This window comes from Mesorhizobium sp. M7A.F.Ca.AU.002.02.1.1, from assembly GCF_003998535.1.
Classification (GTDB): Bacteria; Pseudomonadota; Alphaproteobacteria; order Rhizobiales; family Rhizobiaceae; genus Mesorhizobium; species Mesorhizobium ciceri.
This window is the reverse complement of the sequence record NZ_RZPB01000038.1, coordinates 1-18,004: the sequence shown is the minus strand read 5'-3', so window position 1 is coordinate 18,004 and position 18,004 is coordinate 1. Positions and strand designations below refer to the sequence as shown.

Annotated in this window: 14 protein-coding genes; 6 read left to right on the top strand and 8 right to left on the bottom strand. The window is 60.2% G+C overall.

Going from position 1 to position 18,004, the window contains the following annotated elements:
* From EN879_RS04600 to EN879_RS04590, 3 genes are all read right to left on the bottom strand, one after another.
* Positions 1–2,658 (bottom strand): glycoside hydrolase family 99-like domain-containing protein (locus EN879_RS04600; protein ID WP_127273959.1); only part of this gene is annotated, 2,658 nt, incomplete at its 3' end.
* Positions 2,658–3,542, bottom strand: a complete 885-nt coding sequence (locus EN879_RS04595) for a class I SAM-dependent methyltransferase (protein WP_013532718.1) — start codon at positions 3,540–3,542, stop codon at positions 2,658–2,660. The genes EN879_RS04595 and EN879_RS04600, both read right to left, overlap by 1 nt.
* Positions 3,539–5,257 carry a sulfotransferase family protein gene (locus tag EN879_RS04590; RefSeq protein WP_013532717.1) on the bottom strand — a complete coding sequence of 573 codons (1,719 nt, stop codon included), beginning with the start codon at positions 5,255–5,257 and terminating at the stop codon, positions 3,539–3,541. The genes EN879_RS04595 and EN879_RS04590 overlap by 4 nt, the downstream gene beginning before the upstream one ends.
* Before the next feature lie 565 nt (positions 5,258–5,822).
* On the opposite strand from EN879_RS04590, the gene EN879_RS04585 reads away from it, so the two are divergent.
* From EN879_RS04585 to EN879_RS04575, 3 genes are all read left to right on the top strand, one after another.
* Positions 5,823–7,808: a nucleoside-diphosphate sugar epimerase/dehydratase gene (locus tag EN879_RS04585; RefSeq protein ID WP_164774315.1), complete on the top strand. Its 1,986-nt coding sequence runs from the start codon at positions 5,823–5,825 to the stop codon at positions 7,806–7,808.
* Between the two features lie 93 nt (positions 7,809–7,901).
* Positions 7,902–8,837, top strand: coding sequence for a glycosyltransferase family 2 protein (locus EN879_RS04580; protein WP_013532715.1), 936 nt, complete (start codon positions 7,902–7,904; stop codon positions 8,835–8,837).
* Positions 8,838–8,959: 122 nt separating this feature from the next.
* Positions 8,960–9,496, top strand: a complete 537-nt coding sequence (locus EN879_RS04575; protein WP_013532714.1) for a sugar transferase — start codon at positions 8,960–8,962, stop codon at positions 9,494–9,496.
* A gap of 35 nt (positions 9,497–9,531) precedes the next feature.
* On the opposite strand, the gene EN879_RS04570 is transcribed toward EN879_RS04575, so the two are convergent.
* The 3 genes from EN879_RS04570 to EN879_RS04560 all read right to left on the bottom strand — a co-directional run bounded on the left by EN879_RS04570 (position 9,532) and on the right by EN879_RS04560 (position 12,247).
* A complete protein-coding gene (locus EN879_RS04570) occupies positions 9,532–10,467 on the bottom strand; it encodes an NAD-dependent epimerase/dehydratase family protein (RefSeq protein ID WP_013532713.1) in 936 nt (311 codons plus the stop codon).
* The gene (locus EN879_RS04565) at positions 10,464–11,663 is read right to left on the bottom strand and encodes an O-antigen ligase (protein WP_164745775.1); all 1,200 of its coding nucleotides are present in this window, start codon (positions 11,661–11,663) and stop codon (positions 10,464–10,466) included. The genes EN879_RS04570 and EN879_RS04565 overlap by 4 nt, the downstream gene beginning before the upstream one ends.
* A gap of 95 nt (positions 11,664–11,758) precedes the next feature.
* On the bottom strand, positions 11,759–12,247 hold the full coding sequence (locus EN879_RS04560; RefSeq protein WP_127224166.1) for a hypothetical protein: 489 nt from the start codon (positions 12,245–12,247) through the stop codon (positions 11,759–11,761).
* Here EN879_RS04560 and cysD point away from each other — a divergent pair.
* Genes cysD through cysQ form a run of 3 tightly spaced genes read left to right on the top strand, consistent with a single transcriptional unit; the run spans position 12,246 to position 15,893 of the window.
* Positions 12,246–13,151, top strand: a complete 906-nt coding sequence (gene cysD / locus EN879_RS04555) for a sulfate adenylyltransferase subunit CysD (protein WP_013532711.1) — start codon at positions 12,246–12,248, stop codon at positions 13,149–13,151. The two genes, EN879_RS04560 and cysD, sit on opposite strands and share 2 nt — an antisense overlap.
* Positions 13,152–13,153: 2 nt before the next feature.
* Entirely contained in the window at positions 13,154–15,091 is a 1,938-nt protein-coding gene (gene cysN, locus EN879_RS04550; RefSeq protein WP_024503688.1) for a sulfate adenylyltransferase subunit CysN, read from the top strand.
* Positions 15,092–15,101: 10 nt separating this feature from the next.
* Positions 15,102–15,893, top strand: a complete 792-nt coding sequence (cysQ, locus tag EN879_RS04545; protein ID WP_063170189.1) for a 3'(2'),5'-bisphosphate nucleotidase CysQ — start codon at positions 15,102–15,104, stop codon at positions 15,891–15,893.
* Positions 15,894–15,907: 14 nt separating this feature from the next.
* On the opposite strand, the gene EN879_RS04540 is transcribed toward cysQ, so the two are convergent.
* Both EN879_RS04540 and EN879_RS04535 read right to left on the bottom strand, forming a co-directional pair.
* On the bottom strand, positions 15,908–17,050 hold the full coding sequence (locus EN879_RS04540; RefSeq protein WP_013532708.1) for a DegT/DnrJ/EryC1/StrS aminotransferase family protein: 1,143 nt from the start codon (positions 17,048–17,050) through the stop codon (positions 15,908–15,910).
* Between the two features lie 247 nt (positions 17,051–17,297).
* Positions 17,298–18,004 (bottom strand): carbohydrate kinase (locus tag EN879_RS04535; protein WP_164774314.1); only part of this gene is annotated, 707 nt, incomplete at its 5' end.

Sequence of the window (18,004 nt, the reverse complement as noted above, 5' to 3'; positions counted from 1 at the left end):
CTTCAGGGCACAGATACGGCTGATCCATAATTCGACTACTCCGCCGCCGGCACCCCAGAAATTGATCCAGGCGTCGGGCATCAAGTCGAAAACCACCGTTCCCGCCTTCGACCATATCAGGTTGGCAAAGGCGGACCCATGCGCTCCGACGATAATTTCGGCATCTGTGAAAAGGTCGATCTGGTCCGAATAAGCCAGCACGGCCGGATCGATGACCTTGAAACCACGCTTGACCAGCGCAGCCTGAAGCGCGGCTTCGTTGGCTATCGTCCTACCGGAATTTGTGGTTTCGCTTGAACGCCCGAGATATATCCGTCTGGCACGATAGTCTTGAACCGCCGGGGGAAGCACGAGCGTTCGCGACATCAGATCGGCTGTTTCCGGATGCGGGAAGAACGTGGTGAACGTGGTCAGAGCATTGGAGACAATGGCCGAACGGAACTTGTAGACAGCGGTGCTGGCCGCGTCGAGGATAAGAAAATGGTGTGGAAGGAAGCCCCAGACCGACAGCATCCTGATCAACCATTTTGGCGCTTTCGTCGACAGGACAACACGCAACCGCTCAGCAATGATCTCATCACGAAACGCCAACAATTGTGGAACCATATCAAAGACCACATGGCCGAACGCTTGGGAGTAGTGCATGGGAATGATCACGTCCGCATCGATCTCGGTCGCTGTTTCAGCCTTCAGATGCGCGCCTGCATCGTCTTCCACCAAATATTCAAGCTCTGTCACTTGCGACCTGACATAGCGGTAGATGCGCATCGTTTCGGCGATGACCTGGTTGTTCCGGGTGACGAGAGCCACGGCGATCGGATGCGCCACACAATTGTGAAACCGACCGAACCGCAATGGCGCTGCCTCATAGGGAACCGTCTTCAGCATGCGAGCGAATTCGTCGCCATTGACCACGCCTTTCGCGACGTGCAGTCGCGGAGCTAGTTCAGCCTCGACGTTGCAGGGAGAGAACGCGGTCCAAATGCAATCCTCGTTCGAAGTGAGCATTTCTTGTTTGCTCGACGCCACCCTGCCAATGGATTCGAGCGAAACCTCCTGGACATCGTGCCCTTCCAACTGGTGACGACTAGAGGCCATCGCAACCTGGTCCGGGAGATCAGCGATTACTTTTTTTTTTTGCGCCGGCTCGGTTGCAGAGGACGGATTAACCACGCGTTTCGCGGCACGATAGGCAAAGCGGACGGCCTTGAACATCATTGGCCTGTCGTAAAGCCGGTGCGCCACCCTGAACTTCAGGGGCACCTTGATCGAACCGGGTTCAGGCATCGTCAGGACCGCCGGGCTCGTCGTCGTCAGCTTCGGCTGAGGTTGCTCAACCGCTTGGGCGTCCCGCGCCTTTTGAATGCTTCTCGCCGCAGTTTCCGTGATTTCGCGCTGCGGCTCAGGAGCGGTTTCATTCCCGGACTGCAAGCGGCTGGCTTCCTGCTTGAGCAAAGTCACCTTGCCATCGAGGTCAGCGACTTCCCGGATTTTTGCGGCACGGAGCTTTGCGATTTCGGCGTCCCTGGCTTCCTCGGGGATCGCCGCTAATTGCTGCCTGAGTTCGAACCGCACGCGTTCCGGCGCAACGTCGTAAATATCGTCAACCATCGACATGCCATTTTTCACGCGAAGCGTGGCCTCCAGGAACCCCCGGCCGTGTCTCCGGTCTGGTTCGAGATAGCATCCCTCGGCCCATTCGTTCCAAGCATTGATGAAGACCAGTTGATCGCCTTCCGCGCGATTGGCGCGCGTCAGCGAACTCGATCCCCGCAGCCAGCGCTCATAATTTGCAACGGTGGAGCCAAGAACGATCAATGAGCGATTCTTTACCCGGGCCGTATTGTCCCAATCGGGGAAAACGGTTCGATAGATCCGCTTGCGGCTATGGTCCCTCGATAGGAAATCGCGCGCAACGTTGGCATATTCGACCGGGTAGCCTTCGAATGGCTTATAGGTCGGCACGATCTCCTTCACACCATGGAATTTCATGTTGTGCGGCGGGAACTCGACGCCTGCGTCGAACTCATACTGCTCGTAGTCGTTATTGCCGTGAACGAGCGCGTTCACGATGTGAATTTCGCCGATACCCATCTTGCGGCAATGCTCCCGCCAGCGCTTACCTGCGGCCTTGGCGTCAGGAAGATGCTGCGGCCGGTAGACGACCAGCAACGGCTTGCCATCGACCCGCAGATAGCGGGGATCCTTGAAATAGGGAAAGAGGCTTTCGATGAAGCGCAACTCCCAATCCGGACCATAGGTCTGCGCGATTAGAACCTCGTGCTCGGCGGCGTCCCATCGGCGGGTCCAGTTTTCGTTCGCCCAGCACAGGCAGAAGCCCATGTCGATGCTCTTGTCGGTCAGGAAAGCATCGACCGGCTTCTCCATCAGCCGGTGGCCGTCGAACCAGTAGTAGTGAAAGCAGAAAGCGTCGATCCCGTGCTCCCTAGCGACCTCGGCCTGATCGCGGATGGTGTCCAGGACGCGAAGGTCGTAGTAGCCGAAATCGGTCGGATAGCGCGGTTGATTATGGCCATCGTAGAGCGGCTCCGCCTTCGCAACGTTGGTCCATTCGGTGAACCCTTTGCCCCACCATTCATCGTTCTCGGGGAACGGATGGAACTGCGGCAGATAGTAGGCAACATAACGCAGCGCCATTATCGCATGCTCAGGATCGACTTCACGATGCGACGGCCGGTCGGGCCGAGCATGCGGCCAACCATCGTTCTGAACGTCGGTCGCTGCTGTGGCGAATAGTGTGGCGGCGGGACAAACGGCAAATTCGAAACAGGCTTGCCGATTTTCGGGGGCGCGCGATCGAGCAGGACAAACTCATTCTTCGGCGAGTTCGCCAGTTCTGCCTTCACGACCGTCTGATAGATCTGCGAATAGGCGCCGAGTTCCAAAGCTGCCCGGACTTGTTCGGGCGTTTTCTTCCAGTTCTCGGCGAACTCTGTCATCTCGGGCGTCCGCACGACAAAGAGCGCGTCGACGATCTTCAGATTGGCTTGGCGGAAGAGGTGCTGAAGGTTCTTGGCGCCAAAGAAGCGGATATGTGTGCGATCGAGAAGGCCCCAGTCCCGGTAGTCGACATTGTCATCAAGCATCATCGCCATCATTGCGGCATGATTGGCGTTGGGGATCGACGAGACCACGCTGCCGCCAGGCCGCAGATAGCGGGTGACCTCCCTCAATGTCTCCCAGGGATTGACCAGATGCTCGAGCACATCCGCGATGACGACGGCATCGAAGCGTCGCTCACCGAAGACCTCGCCCCATCCTGGCGTGTTGAGATCGCCCTGGACCGCGTCGACGCAAAAGCTCTTCAGGATCGGAATGCAGTTCGGATCATATTCGAGCGCGGTAACCCGACAGCCGTTCAGAGCTATCAGTGGCTTGGCGATCGACCCCGGTCCGGCGCCGATTTCGAGGACATCCTTATCCCTGCCGACTAACCGCAACACATTTGCCGCAGCCGTGTCCGAATTCGGGTCGACATCGAAAACGTAGATATCTGCTGATGTCTTCTGTTTTGCGCTCACTTATCCGTGCCTCGTGTGTCTGCGCCAATCTTTCGGATCGGCAAAGCAAGCTTTGACAATGCTTTCGCAACTTTCCACGATTTGCTCTCGTGGATAAGCGTTAGCTCGCGCGCCGCTGCCTGAAGGCTTTCCGTCACGGCCGCCAATTGGCCTCTCAGGGCCGAAACGTCAAGGCCCTGCTTGTCGTACTGCTCGGTGAGCGATCCTAAATCCGCTTGGAGAGCTGACATCTGGCTGACATGCTTTGCGATTTCCTGTCTCGCATCTGTGAGTTGTGCCGAGCGCGTTGAGAGCTCGGCATTCAAGCTCGCGATCTCATCGATTCTCGTGGCCAACTCGCTTGACTTGGCGGCGATCTCCAATCGCAGTTGTTCTGCTTGGTCCCTCAGGGTCGAAACGTCCAGGCCCCGGCTGTCGTACTGCTCGGTGAGCGATCTCAAATCTGCCTGGAGAGCTGACATCTGGCTGACATACCTTGCGATTTCCTGTCTCGAATCTGCGAGTTGCGCCGAGCGCGTTGAGAGTTCGGCATTCAAGCTCGCAATCTCACCGATCCTTGTGGCCAACTCGGTGGCCAACTCGCTTGACTTCAGTCGCTCTGCTCTTATCTCACCCTCGACCGCCTGCCCTTCCATTGGGTTCTGGTCCTCAACCATCGCTACGATCTTTGATTTCAACGCATCGCGTTCCGCGCTAAGTTGATCGACTTGAGACATCAGCGCCCGGACATTGCCGACCAGTCTTAACTCTGTGGCGGCGTAATCGGTTGTCGGCGCGAGGCGCGCCTTGGTCTCACGCGCCAGCAATTCGGCAAACATGACTTGGCCAGCCGGCAGCCAACTGTCCTCAAATTCGTCATAGATTGCATCGAGTTCGGCGGTCGCTGCTGGCGAAGACGCGTCTTCCTCGAGGTCGAGCATGGCAACATAGGCTCGCTTGACCAGATCCGGCACGCCATCATTAGCCATGAGCAAGTCGACGCTCGCCAGATGGTGCTGGTGATCAGTCGACAGATAAGCTGCAATTTCTTTCTCGACAGAGCTAATCTTGCGCGGCCATTCGATCGAAAATCGTTCTGAGATCTTCTCCAGGGCAGGCCCGAAATCTCGAACCATCGACTCGTACGACAAGAAGACACGAGGTGAATTCCTAGTGCTTCTCTCGGAGGCCAGAACGTAGTTCAGCCAAACGAGGGAGGCGAATCCCAGATCCATTCCGTCGCGCTTTGCCAGCGATTTGGCGACCGACAGTGGATTGCGAGTGATCGTTACATAGTCAGTCTTGTACCTGAGCGATGTAAGCAGTTGCTGATAGATCGGCACAATGCGCGAAATCCGCGGCTCCTTGAGCACGATCGTTGGCATGCCGCCATATTCGCCATCGAGTAGGCGAGCGATCTCGTCGTGGTAGAATCTTAACCGGCTTGCCGACAGTTCCTCGACCCGGACCGGCCTCCAATCGTCCCACCGGCTACCAAGTTCGAGCAAGAGCTGCTCGTTCAGCAGGGCCAGATGCAATGGTTCCCAATAACCTGTCCGGTTGCTTTCGTCGGCGGGAATCAAGTTCTTTGGTGGAGCAACACCCAGCAGTTGAAGCACGCCGGCCAACGCGCTGGTGCCGGACCGATGCATGCCAAGAACCATCAAGCAGGTGCGCTCGCCCTGGCTTTCTCGCTTTAACTTCGAACTCTTCATTGTCGTCGCGGCAACAGCCATAATTGTATCCCATGGATGGGCAAGCCACAGAGCTGGCTTCTGCGATCATGAGCCTTGCCTGTACTCTACGCCGGTTTTGGAAGCTGCAACCGAGTCATTACGTCTCTGAAGGCCGTCCCAGTATGGAAATGGCCAGCGTGCCATCATGTCGCGACATGTTATGACTATAATGTGGCGCGCCCGCGCCCCACCTCTGGTAGCTTTGTCCTCTGCACGCACTCGACCCGCAAACTTGGCCTTCATAGCCATTTCGACCAGTTGCGTCGTAGCGAGGTCGAGAGCAGAGTCAATTGCGGCAAAACCGAAACAACGCTGACGCGGCGGCAGTGTCCAAATCGCAACGCACCGATCGGACTCCACCGATCCAGTAACAGGGCGTCAAGCTTACTCGTATTCACGCTCTTGTCCGAAAAAACCTCTGGCTATGCCCTCGCACCCGCAGTATGCGATACAGGACGGCGGGGGTCGGGGATGGCACGTGGGTAAGGTGATTGATCGCGAAGTATCTTCGTGTTCGCACTTCGCTGGTGTCGATGCCCTTGAGCCTGGAGTCTAGTGCCGTCCAATGAATTCCCATCTAGAAGCTGTGTTCGGGCTCAGGCCACAGATGCGGCGCGCCTTCATCATGGTCCAGGACGTGGTCATGGTCCTGGTCGCCGTGGCACTCAGCCTTATTCTTTCGCGGTCGAATCTTTCGTTCGAAGCGTTCTCCAACGAGGGTCTGGCGACATGGGCGGGCATCGTCGTCATCAGCCATTTGTTGTTCCGCTACAGTGGCCTTTACACCACTGTCTGGCGCTTCGCCTCGACGCCGGACTTTTTCAACATCCTGAAGAGCTGCGCGATTTTGACGTTCACTCTTTACATGGCGTCGCTGCTGCTGCGTTTTTACCGGCCGGTGGCGGGGCTCAACGAGCGTCAGTTCATCGTCTTCTTCCTCGTCTCCTTCACCATCATATCGGCACCCCGGCTGTTCTACCGCTTCCTGCGTGACGGCGCGAGCTGGGGGATTCTGAGCCGCAAGACCGACCAGCAGGCCAAGCGCGCTCTGTTTGTCGGCCGGCTCGGCGAGGCCGACCTGATCATTCGCTTCACGCGCACGGCGCAACCGGCGGACTATTCCATCGCAGGCATCATGGCCACCGAGCGCGGCGCACCGTTGGGCACGCGGATTCAAGGTGTTCCCGTGGTGGCGACAATGCCGCGCCTGATCGATGTCCTGGAAGACTATGCGACCGGCACCAAGAGCCTGGACTTGCTGATTTTCGGCAGCGGCGCCGAGCACGAAATCGAGGACTATTCGGAACTTGTGCGCATTGCCCGGCACGGCGACATAAATGTGGTGCAGTTCTCAGGCCTTTCGGAGTTGGAACAGCACGGAAAGCTGGTTCTCGACACCGTCGAGATGGAAACGATCCTGCGCCGGCCGACGGTCGCGTCCGATATCCAGCGTATCGGCGCCTTTGTCGGCGGCAAACGCGTTCTGGTGACCGGCGGTGCCGGTTCTATCGGTCAGACGCTGGTCAGGCGGTCGCTGGAACTCGGAGCCGAGGCGGTGCTGGTCGCCGACAACTCCGAGTTCGGCATTTTCCAGCTGAGCCAGTATGTTGACGAGAAGGACCACGACCGCCTCAAGGTCCGCATCGTCGATGTCGCGGACCGGCGCCAGATAACGCGTGTCGTCACGGAATTCCGGCCGGACATCATCTTTCATGCCGCGGCCCTCAAGCATGTTCCGCAGCTCGAGGAAAACTGGGATTCGGCCATCCAGACCAATATCTTCGGAACGCTCGTCTGTGCCGAGGTCGCCGCCAAGTGCGGGGTTGCGCAATTTGTCCTGATATCGAGCGACAAGGCGGTGGATCCCTCGTCAGTGCTCGGCATGACGAAGCGGGCCGCCGAACAGATCATCAGCGCCTTGCATGGCACGCCGGCAGGCGAGACAAGCGGGCGTCGCCCGGCCACCAAGTTCATTGCAGTGCGGTTCGGCAACGTCTTCGGCAGCAATGGTTCGGTGGCGACCATATTCCAGGCGCAGATCGAGGCCGGAGGGCCCGTCACCATCACCGACCGGCGCATGACACGCTATTTCATGACCGTGGCCGAAGCCGTCGATCTCGTCATCATGTCGGCGGCCGATGCCGCGTCGCGGCAGAGCGGAGACGATTATGCCGTCTATATGCTCGACATGGGCAAGCCGGTACCGATCCTTGAAGTGGCCGAAACGATGATCCGCTTGTCCGGAAAGAGCCCATACAAGGACGTCGCGATCCGGTTCACCGGCATAAGGCCGGGTGAAAAACTCCACGAAACGCTGCATGGCGAAGACGAGGAACTCGTCGAACTCGGCATCTCGAAGATTTTCGGCCTCAGCACGGACGTCGTGGAATGGTCGGATGTCCAGGTCGCGCTCACGGCGCTGCAGCAGTCGGCGAAAAACCAGGACAAGGCTGCCGCGCTCGCCGCATTGGCAGGTCTCGACCGCGCCAAGAAGGCCAGGGCAAGTGCACGTCAAGACGCGATTCCGAAGACGGCCGGGCAGGCGACCTAGAACAATTCCGGGAAAAGCGCACGGCGCTTACCTTTGGGAATTGCGCCAAATCAAAGAGATAGATCCAATCAGAATCAGAAAGCGATCTTGCTCGTGAGCAAAGATGATCTGCGCATCGCGGTCCTGATGGGCACGAAAGACGGCGCCGCCTTCATCGAGGAGCAGCTGCAGTCCCTGCTCGAGCAGTCGCACCCTCTGGTCGACCTGTGGATATCCGACGATGGCTCCGTCGATGGCACGACCGCCATCATCGAGGCATGGAAATCCCGCTGGCGGCCCAAGTGTCGAATGACGCTCGTCGAGGGGCCGCGGCAAGGCTTCGCCGCCAATTTCCGCTCCATGATCGTCGATCGACGCATCGAGGCGGACTGCTATGCCTTCTGCGACCAGGACGATATCTGGGAGCCCGACAGGCTGGAGAGCGCTATCGACTGGATGCGGACCCAGGATGCGAAAATCCCGCTGATGTTTTGTTCGCGAACCGCGACCATGACGGAAACAGGAAGCCTTGTCGGCCATTCGCCTTTGTTTGCCCGGCCGCCAACCTTTCGCAACGCGCTTGTGCAAAGCATCGCCGGCGGCAACACCATCCTGCTCAACGCAGCGGCACGCAACCTGCTGGCCAGGGCCTGCATGCGGACCGGGTTCGTCAGCCACGACTGGTGGGCCTATCTCATCGTGACCGCCGCCGGCGGCATCGTCCGCTACGATCCGCGGCCGCTGGTGCGCTACCGGCAGCATGCGGCAAACCTGGTCGGCGCCAACGTATCCTGGAAAGCAAGGGTGTCCCGGCTTGGCCGCCTGTTTAAGGGGGAATTCGCCGGCTGGACGGACCTCAACCTTGACGGTCTTGCCGTCAATCGCGACCTCCTGACCGAGGACGCGATGGTGTGCCTCGACCTTTTCACCCGCGGGCGCGACGGCGGCCTTTTCCGCCGCTTGGCAGGCTTGCGCCGAAGCGGCGTCTATCGGCAGACCGTTTCCGGAAACCTGGGGCTCTATCTCGCCTTCGTCCTGGGGCGCATCTGAACATTGCGACGGCTGCGTGGCGCGCTTGGTCAAGAGATCGGCTCATGCTACGTCGACCGGATTGACGGCATTGGCCTGCGGCATTGCCTCGGGACTTCGGCAGGGAGCACTATCGGCCGTTCATGAAGGCAGCCAAGCAAATCTTCGATCTTGCCGGTGCGGCTCTGCTGCTGGTGGCGACATCTCCTGTCTTGGCGCTCACCGTCCTTGCCGTTCGGGCATCGTCGCCGGGCCCGGCTATTTTTTCACAGGTGCGGGTCGGCCGTGACGGTCGGCTTTTCCGCTGCCACAAGTTGCGCACGATGTATGTCGGGACGCCGTCGCTACCCTCGCATGAGGCGCCGGCGGATTCCGTGACATCGGTTGGAAAGGTCTTGCGGAAGTTCAAGCTCGATGAGCTGCCGCAATTCTGGAACGTCTTGAAGGGGGAAATGAGCCTGGTCGGGCCGCGGCCCTGCCTGCCGACCCAGACGGAATTGATCGAGTGTCGCAGGCGGCTGGGGGTTTTGGCGGCGCTGCCGGGCATAACCGGCCTGGCCCAGATCAGGGGCATCGACATGTCTAACCCGGAGCTCTTGGCGCAAACGGATGCTGCCTACCTCCGCACCGCGTCGTTCTGGCTCGATCTTCGGATCCTGTTTGGAACGCTCTACCGCTGAGCAGACCATGAAAAGATCATGGTCAAGCAAGAAAGTCAGGATCTGCTGAGCCGCGCCAGCTCGGCCAGCCGCTCAAGCGTGCCGGCTTCGGGCGTCCACCCCTGCGATACCAGCAGGGCGGGGTCGCATATTTGTGTCGCGGTCAGGCTGTCCCAGAACGCCCGCCTGCCGAGTGCGGCCACCACCGGCCGTATCAGCCCGGCCGGCATCGCCATCAGGCGCACAGGCCGCCCCAAACCTCTGCGAAAGACGGCGATGACGGCGTCGAGGGCGACCGGCGGCACATCGGCGCCGACATAGATCGGGCGAAGCAGCCCGGAATGGCTGAGCAGGTGCGACACTGCTCGCACCGCGGCCTCGGAAGACATCAGCGAACGGATTCCGGTCAAGGCACCAGTCGGCAGCGGCAGCGGCGTATCGGCAAGGCGCATCAGCGTTGCCAGATTTCCCCTCATGCCACTTCCATAGACCGGAGGCAGGCGCAACACGGCGGCGTCGGAGCGGCCATGCGACGCATAGGCGTCCAAAACCGTGATCTCGCTTTCGCGCTTCGAGCGTCCATAGGCGCATTGTGGGGCAGGAAGCGTGTCCTCGTCGATCGTTGCGCTGACGTGCGCGCCGATCACCGCCCGGATCGAGGAGAGATGAATGAAACGTCCGCTTATCTGGGCCGCCGCTGCATGCGCCAGCCTTGCGCTCAGTTCCACATTGGCCGCCTGGTAATCGGCTTCGGTTGCATTTCCCCGATCATTGTTGAGGCCAGCGCAATGGACGACGTCAGTCATATGCCGGGTCAGTTCCAGGAAGGCGGCGGCCGGCGCATCGAAGCCGGGCATCGGCACAGTCTCGTTCTCCGAACCAAGCCTCTCGGGATGGCGGGAGGCGAGGCGAAGCTCGGCACCGGCTTCGCGTAAGTGGCGCACGACAAGACGCCCGATGAAACCTGTCGCGCCCGTGACCAGAACCTTCATGGCCTTGCCCGAGACAGGTCTTGCGTGACTGGTGCAAGTGCCGGTTCGTCCAGCAAAGGAACATGACGTCCGGAGGCGAGATATGTTCCGCTCACCAGGAAGACCATCAGCACCGAGTCCAGAATGTCATGGCCGACCAGGATGCCTGTCATTCCGGCCGTCAGATAGGTGATCACCACGACGACAATCATGGTGGCGCCGAACCGCTCGTTCGGATCGCTGCTGCTTCGCAAGACCCGGGCGGCATTTCCAGCGGCAACGATAAAGATCGCTGCCAGCGTCACGGCGCCCAGAATTCCTGCTTGCACCAAGGCGGTCAGGAAGCCGTTGTGGAAATGGTTGAAGCCTGTGTCCATCGCGAACTGCTCATGAAAGCCCTGTTTGATCAGAAGCTGGGTTGCACCCACACCGTGCCCGAACAGTGGCATGTCATGGAATGCTTTGAGGCCGATCTCCCAAAGCGCAACACGTATTCCCAACGAGGTGTCGTAGTTGCCGCTAGCTCCAAGCGCACCCCAATCGGAGCGCAAAAAGTCGACCCGCCCGGATATCGCCTGGAAGCTGGAAGCGGCGATCACGACGCCGACTGCCGCCAGCAGCAGCAGCAGGCGAACGGCATTCCTGCCCCTGAGCCTGTGCCGGTTGATCAACATGACGGCTATGCCGGCAATCAGCAGTGCCAGCCAGATGGTACGCGAGCCGGAATAGATGACGGCGATCGTCCCGGCCAGTGTCGCGTAGAAGAGGGGTGTCCGGGCTTGCTCAATACTGGACAAGGCGCCAGCCACACACGTCACCACGGCAAGGCAGACGACGGTTGCGAAGACGATCGGATTTCCGGCTCCCCCCTCCGCCCTGACGCCAATCCAATATTGCTGGATGACGGCCATGAGCAGCGCGACAAAGCAGGCGGCCATGCTGGAAAGCACGACGATGCGGGCAAGCGTGGTTTTCTGCGTGTTGCTCCAGGTCGAATAGGACACGGGAAAAAACAGGAAGGTGACGAGCGGGATAAGATGCGGCGCATCCCGGACAAACGAGTTGTTGACGATGGACGCCAGGAGATTGGCGGCGCAGTAGGCATAGATCGCGACCGTCATCCAGATCATGGGCCGGTCGGCGTTGAAGCGCCTTTTCCCTAAAGCAATCAGCAGGGCGGACGAAAGGCCTCCGCAATTGAACACAAAGCTGACCACCGACCCCAGAACCGGTGGAAAAAAGAAGCAAAGGATGGAGAAGTAGTTGTTGATCCGCGAAGGCGAGAATTGCTGTGTGAGGGATGAAAGCCGGTTCAATTTTCGGGCTCGCTGTTTTCGGCAAGTGTCATGCGGCGGATCTTGTTTAGCGAAGTTGAATGCGCTCGCCTCGAAATTGCCCATGCCTCATAACGCGCTTGCCCGCTGCCGAAGCTGGTATAGCGGCCGCCCCCCGTTTTCGATAGTGTATCTGGTGGATTGCCACCGAAAATCGGCGGCAGGCGACGGTCGGCCAAGGGAAGTCGCTTGAAAGCCGTAGCCGGCCATTCAAGCAATATTTTCCCCGCGTTTTCTCGGTTGTTGAGCTTGCGGGCAGGAATTTCCGGGTTTGATGGTATCTGTGGAAAATTCATTCTCGAACCATGTGCGGCCGGGCCAGTCTTGCATTGTTCTTGACAACGGCGATCTGCTAGAACGCCGGCACGAGGAAGATTGTCCAGAAACAAGGCTCGAACCGGGCGCAAAAGCTCGATGATTTGAGGCAGGTCTTCTGTTGGAAATACGAAAGAACGCCCACGGTCCATGACAACAGCGCTTACGCATCTTCAGCGGCTTGAGGCCGAGTCCATCCATATATTCCGCGAGGTTGCGGCCGCCTTTGCCAAGCCGGTCATGCTCTATTCGGTCGGCAAGGATTCATCCGTGTTGATGCATCTGGCGATGAAGGCGTTTTATCCCGCCAAGCCGCCATTTCCCTTTCTTCACGTCGACACGACGTGGAAGTTCCGCGAGATGATCGCCTTTCGCGATCAGATGGCGCAGAAACTCGGCTTCGATCTCCTGGTTCATGTCAACGAAGACGGCGTGCGCGACAACATCAATCCGTTCGACCATGGTTCGAACACCCACACCCATGTCATGAAGACCGTGGCGCTGCGCCAGGCGCTCGACAAATACGGCTTCGACGCGGCCTTTGGCGGCGCACGTCGCGACGAGGAGAAATCGCGCGCCAAGGAGCGCATCTTTTCCTTCCGCAATGCCCAGCATGTGTGGGATCCGAAGAACCAGCGCCCCGAAATGTGGAAGATATTCAACACCCGCATCGCATCGGGTGAATCGATCCGCGTCTTTCCGCTGTCGAACTGGACCGAGCTGGATATCTGGCAGTACATCCTGCAGGAAAGTATCCCGATCGTGCCGCTCTATTTCGCCAAGGAACGGCCGGTGGTGGAACGCGACGGCATGCTGATCCTGCGGGACGACGAGCGCATGAAACTCCGCCCCGACGAGACAGTGGAGAACCGGCTCGTGCGGTTCCGCACGCTTGGCTGCTATCCGCTGACTGGCGCCATCGAATCGGAGGCCGACACGCTGGAAGCCATCGTCGGCGAAATGCTGACGGCACGGACATCCGAACGGCAGGGGCGCCTGATCGACCGCGATGAAGCCGGCTCGATGGAAAAGAAGAAGCGCGAGGGGTACTTTTGACCATGCGCCACATCATGGCAAAGAGCCTCGCCCCCACCGACGGCGTTCGCGACTATCTGGCGGCGCAGGAGAAGAAGTCGCTGCTGCGCTTCCTGACCTGCGGCTCGGTCGATGACGGCAAGTCGACGCTGATCGGGCGCCTGCTGTCCGACACCAAGCAGATTTTCGAGGACCAGCTCGCCGCGCTCGAACGCGATTCGCGCAAGCATGGCACGACGGGCGACGACATCGATTTCGCACTGCTGGTCGACGGCCTCGAGGCCGAGCGTGAGCAAGGCATCACGATCGACGTCGCCTACCGTTTCTTTGCCACGCCGAAGCGCAAATTCATCGTCGCCGACACACCTGGTCACGAGCAATACACCCGCAACATGGCCACCGGCGCCTCGACCGCCGACCTGGCGATCGTGCTGATCGATGCCCGGCAGGGTGTGCTTCGCCAGACAAGGCGACATTCGATCATCGCCTCGCTGCTCGGCATCCGCCACGTCGTGCTGGCCGTCAACAAGATCGATCTTGTCGATTTCGATCAGACGGTTTTCGACCGGATCGTCGAAGACTACGGGCAATTCTCGCGCGATCTCGGCTTCCAGACCATTGTGCCGATCCCGATGTCGGCCCGTTATGGCGATAATGTCAGCCGTCGGTCGGAAAGCATGGAATGGTATTCCGGCCCAACGCTGATCGAGCATCTCGAAACCGTGTCGGTCGACCAAGCGATGGTCGAACTGCCGTTCCGTTTCCCGGTCCAGTATGTCAATCGTCCCAATCTCGACTTTCGCGGCTTTGCCGGCACGGTCGCTTCCGGCTCGGTTGCGCCCGGCGACGAGGTCGTTGTCGCCAAGTCGGGCAAATCCTCGCGCGTCAAGCGGATCGTCTCGTATGGCGGCGATCTCGCCCAGGCGGCTGCCGGACAGGCCGTCACGCTCGTCCTCGACGACGAAGTCGAAATCTCGCGCGGCAACATGCTGGTTTCGCCTGCCGCACGGCCGCAGGTCGCCGACCAGTTCGCCGCCAACATCGTCTGGTTCGACGAGCATGCGCTGCTGCCGGGCCGCTCCTACATCCTGCGCACCGAGACCGACCAGACCAGCGCCACCGTCACCGATCTGAAATACCGGATCAACGTCAACGACTTTGCCCATGAAGCGGCCAAGTCGCTCGAAATGAACGAAGTCGGCATCTGCAACATCTCGACGCGGACGCCGATCGCCTTTGATCCCTTCGCCGAAAACCGCACAACCGGCGCCTTCATCCTGATCGACCGCATCTCCAACGCCACGGTCGGCGCCGGCATGATCCTGCACTCGCTGCGTCGTGCCGAAAACATCCATTGGCAGTCGCTCGATGTCGGCAAGCGCGTGCGCGCCGACATGAAGAACCAGCGGCCCGCCGTGTTCTGGTTCACCGGGCTGTCGGGATCCGGCAAGTCGACCATCGCCAACCTGTTCGAAAAGAAGCTGTTCGCCACCGGCCGTCATACTTATATCCTCGACGGCGACAACGTCCGTCACGGTCTCAATCGCGATCTTGGCTTTACCGATGCCGATCGCGTCGAGAACATCCGCCGCGTCGCCGAGGTGGCGCGTTTGATGGCCGATGCCGGGTTGATCGTCATTGTTTCGTTCATTTCGCCGTTCAGCGCCGAACGGCGCATGGCACGTGAATTGATGGCCGACGGAGAATTCGTCGAGGTGTTCGTCGATACGCCCTTCGAGGAATGCGCCAGGCGTGATCCGAAGGGCCTCTATGCGCGCGCGCTGAATGGCGAGATCAAGAATTTCACCGGCGTCGATTCCCCTTATGAAGCGCCGGAAACCCCGGAGATCCATCTGCAGACACTCGGCAAATCGGCCGAAGAGATGGTCGACGCCCTGGAACACTGGCTGAACGAGCGCGACATTGCCGAAGACCAATACGATAGCGGCGGCGGCATCTGACGACAGGCTGATGCTTGAAATCTTCGAGCGCCTGGCCTTGTCGGCCGGGCGCGAGGTGATGCGCGTGTTCCACGCCGGCTGTGCGGTTGACCGCAAGTCCGACGCCTCGCCGGTGACCGAGGCGGACCGCGAGAGCGAAAAGATCATTCTCGCCGGACTGCGTGCCGCATTTCCCGATATCCCCTGCGTGGCCGAGGAAGAAGCTTCCGCCGGTATCGTGCCGCCCGACCTAAATGGGGCTTTCTTCCTGATCGATCCGCTCGACGGCACCAAGGAATTCGTCAACCGCCGCACCGATTTCACCGTCAACATAGCGCTGGTTCGCGATGGCGTGCCGGAAGTCGGCGTCGTCTTTGCGCCCTGCGCGGGCCGCTTCTTTTCCGGCCTGCCGGGAAGGGCGGAATCTCTCGAAATCGATGGCGGCTACCAGATCGTCGGCCGCCGGCCGATCTCGGTGAGAAGGGCCGTGGCGCCTCTGGCCGTCGTCGCCAGCCGTTCCCACAACACGCCGGAAACCGAGGCCTATATTCGCGACCTTGGTGCCGCCGAAATCGTCTCGGTCGGTTCGTCCTTGAAATTCTGCCTTCTCGCCAGTGCCGAGGCTGATGTCTATCCGCGCTTCGGCCGCACCATGGAATGGGACACGGCGGCAGGCGACGCCATCCTGCGCGCCGCCGGTGGCATGACGCGCACGCTCGATGGCCAGCCTCTGGTCTATGGGAAGCGCCGGCAAAGCGACGACGAGGATTTCGCCAATCCGCATTTCATTGCCAGCGGCGGGGCAGGGGTCAGCCCCGCCTGAGAAGGCCCGGTAGCTTACTCGGCCGCTGCCTGCGCCGAATTCGAGCCTATATAGTTGCGGATCGTCTCGATGATGCGGTCCTGGTCGGCTTCGCTGAGATAAGGGTGCATCGGCAGGCACAGGATCCGCTTCGGCAGGTCTTCCGAAACGGCAAGGCCGGTCGGCGTGCGCGGATAATCGCGATAAGCGACCTGGGCATGCAGCGGCTTCACATAGTAGATGACAGACGGAATGCCCTTTTCGCCGAGATGCGCCCTCAGCCCGTCGCGCTTCGGCGTCTCGATGGCGTATTGCGCCCAGGCCGAACGGCTGCCGTCCAGATTGCGGGCGGCGGTAACGACGTCGCCAAGCCCATCGGCATAGCGCTGTGCCACGACCTGCCGGGCGACCATCTCGTCTTCGAGAATGGCCAGCTTCTCGATGAGGATCGCCGCCTGTATCGTGTCGAGCCGCGAATTGATTCCGACGCGGACATTGTCGTACTGCGTCTCGCCCTTGCCATGAAAGGCGAACGAGCGAAGCTGTTCGGCCAGCGCATCGTCATTGGTGAACATCGCGCCGCCGTCGCCGTAGCAGCCAAGCGGTTTTGCCGGATAGAAGCTGGTCGAGCCGACCGCACCGAAGGAGCCGCACATCTTGCCGTCGAGCGAACCGCCCATCGACTGGGCGGCATCCTCGATCACCATCAGGCCTTCGCGGTTGGCGATCGCCATGATCGCCTCGTAATCGGCGGCAAGGCCAAACAGATCGACGGGAATGATTGCCTTCGGCTTCAGCCTTCCTTCCTTCTTGATCATGGCAATGGCCGCTTCGAGGCTGGCAATGTCGATGTTGTAGCTGTGCGGGTCGACATCGACGAACACCGGCGCGGCCTTGGCCAGCGCCACCACTTCGGCGGTGGCGGCGAACGTGAAGCTCGGCACGAACACCGCGTCACCCGGGCCGACGCCGGCTGCAAACAGCGGCAACAGCAGCGCGTCGGTGCCGTTGGCGCAGGCCACGACATGCTTGGTACCGATATAGGCGGCAAGCTTGTTCTCGAATTCGGTGACTTGCGGGCCAAGAATATAGCGGCCCTCGTCAACGACACGGTCGATCGCGGCCTTCAGCCGGTCGCGGATTCGTTCGCGCTGCGCGCCAAGATCGATGAACTGCATGTCGGCCTCAAAATGGGTTAGCCAGATAATCGGCCGCTGGTACCAGAGTTGCGCTTGCCGAGAAAGCCGGGCAGGCGGAGCCCTAAATTGCGGAAGTGTCGCAGTCCGTTACCAGTTTTCCCGGCGAATGTCAGTCAGATGCCGGAAATCCGGGCTTCGTCGGGCGCCATCCCGCCCTTATAGCCTTGGAAAGAGCCCCTGCGAAACATAAAGTGATCGATTGGGCTCAACTTATGTTGAGCGTTGCTCAGGCGATTTCATGTCGCCAGGGTGGATTGGCGCCGGCCCGCGACACGGTCACTGCCGCCGCCTTCGCGCCGAGCGCCAGCGCCTTATGGATGGCGTCTTCCGACAGTCCGGAAATCGCCGCCTTCGTCAGCAGGCCTTGCTCGTGCAGCGAGGCGAGGATGCCGGCGTTGAACGTGTCGCCGGCGCCGACCGTGTCCGCCACCTCGACCCTTTCGGGCATCACCGTGACGGCGTGCTCCTTGCTGTAGCCGATCGCGCCTTCGCCGCCATGGGTGACGACGATCAGCTTCGGGCCGCGGTCCAGCCAGTTGCGGATGACATCCTCATGCGAGCCGGCTTCGCCGAACCAGTTCAGGTCTTCGTCCGACAGTTTCACGATGTCGGCCATCGCCATCATGGTGCGAATGCGCTTGAGGTGCTTGGGCTTGTCCGGGATGAAGTTCGGCCGGATGTTGGGGTCGAGCATCATGACGCGGCTTTCATGCTCGCGCCGCATGAACTCTTCATAGGCACTGCCGGCCGGCTCGGAAATCAGGCTGATGGCGCCGAACAGCATGGCTTCGATCTCGTTGCCGAGCTGCGGCAAATCGTCGATCGTCAGCATGCGTCCGGCGGTGTTCTCGTCATAGAAAGTGTACGTCGCCTGGCCGTTGGTGAGCTTGACGAAGGCCAGCGTGGTTGGCCGTGGCGAGGTGTGTGCATAGG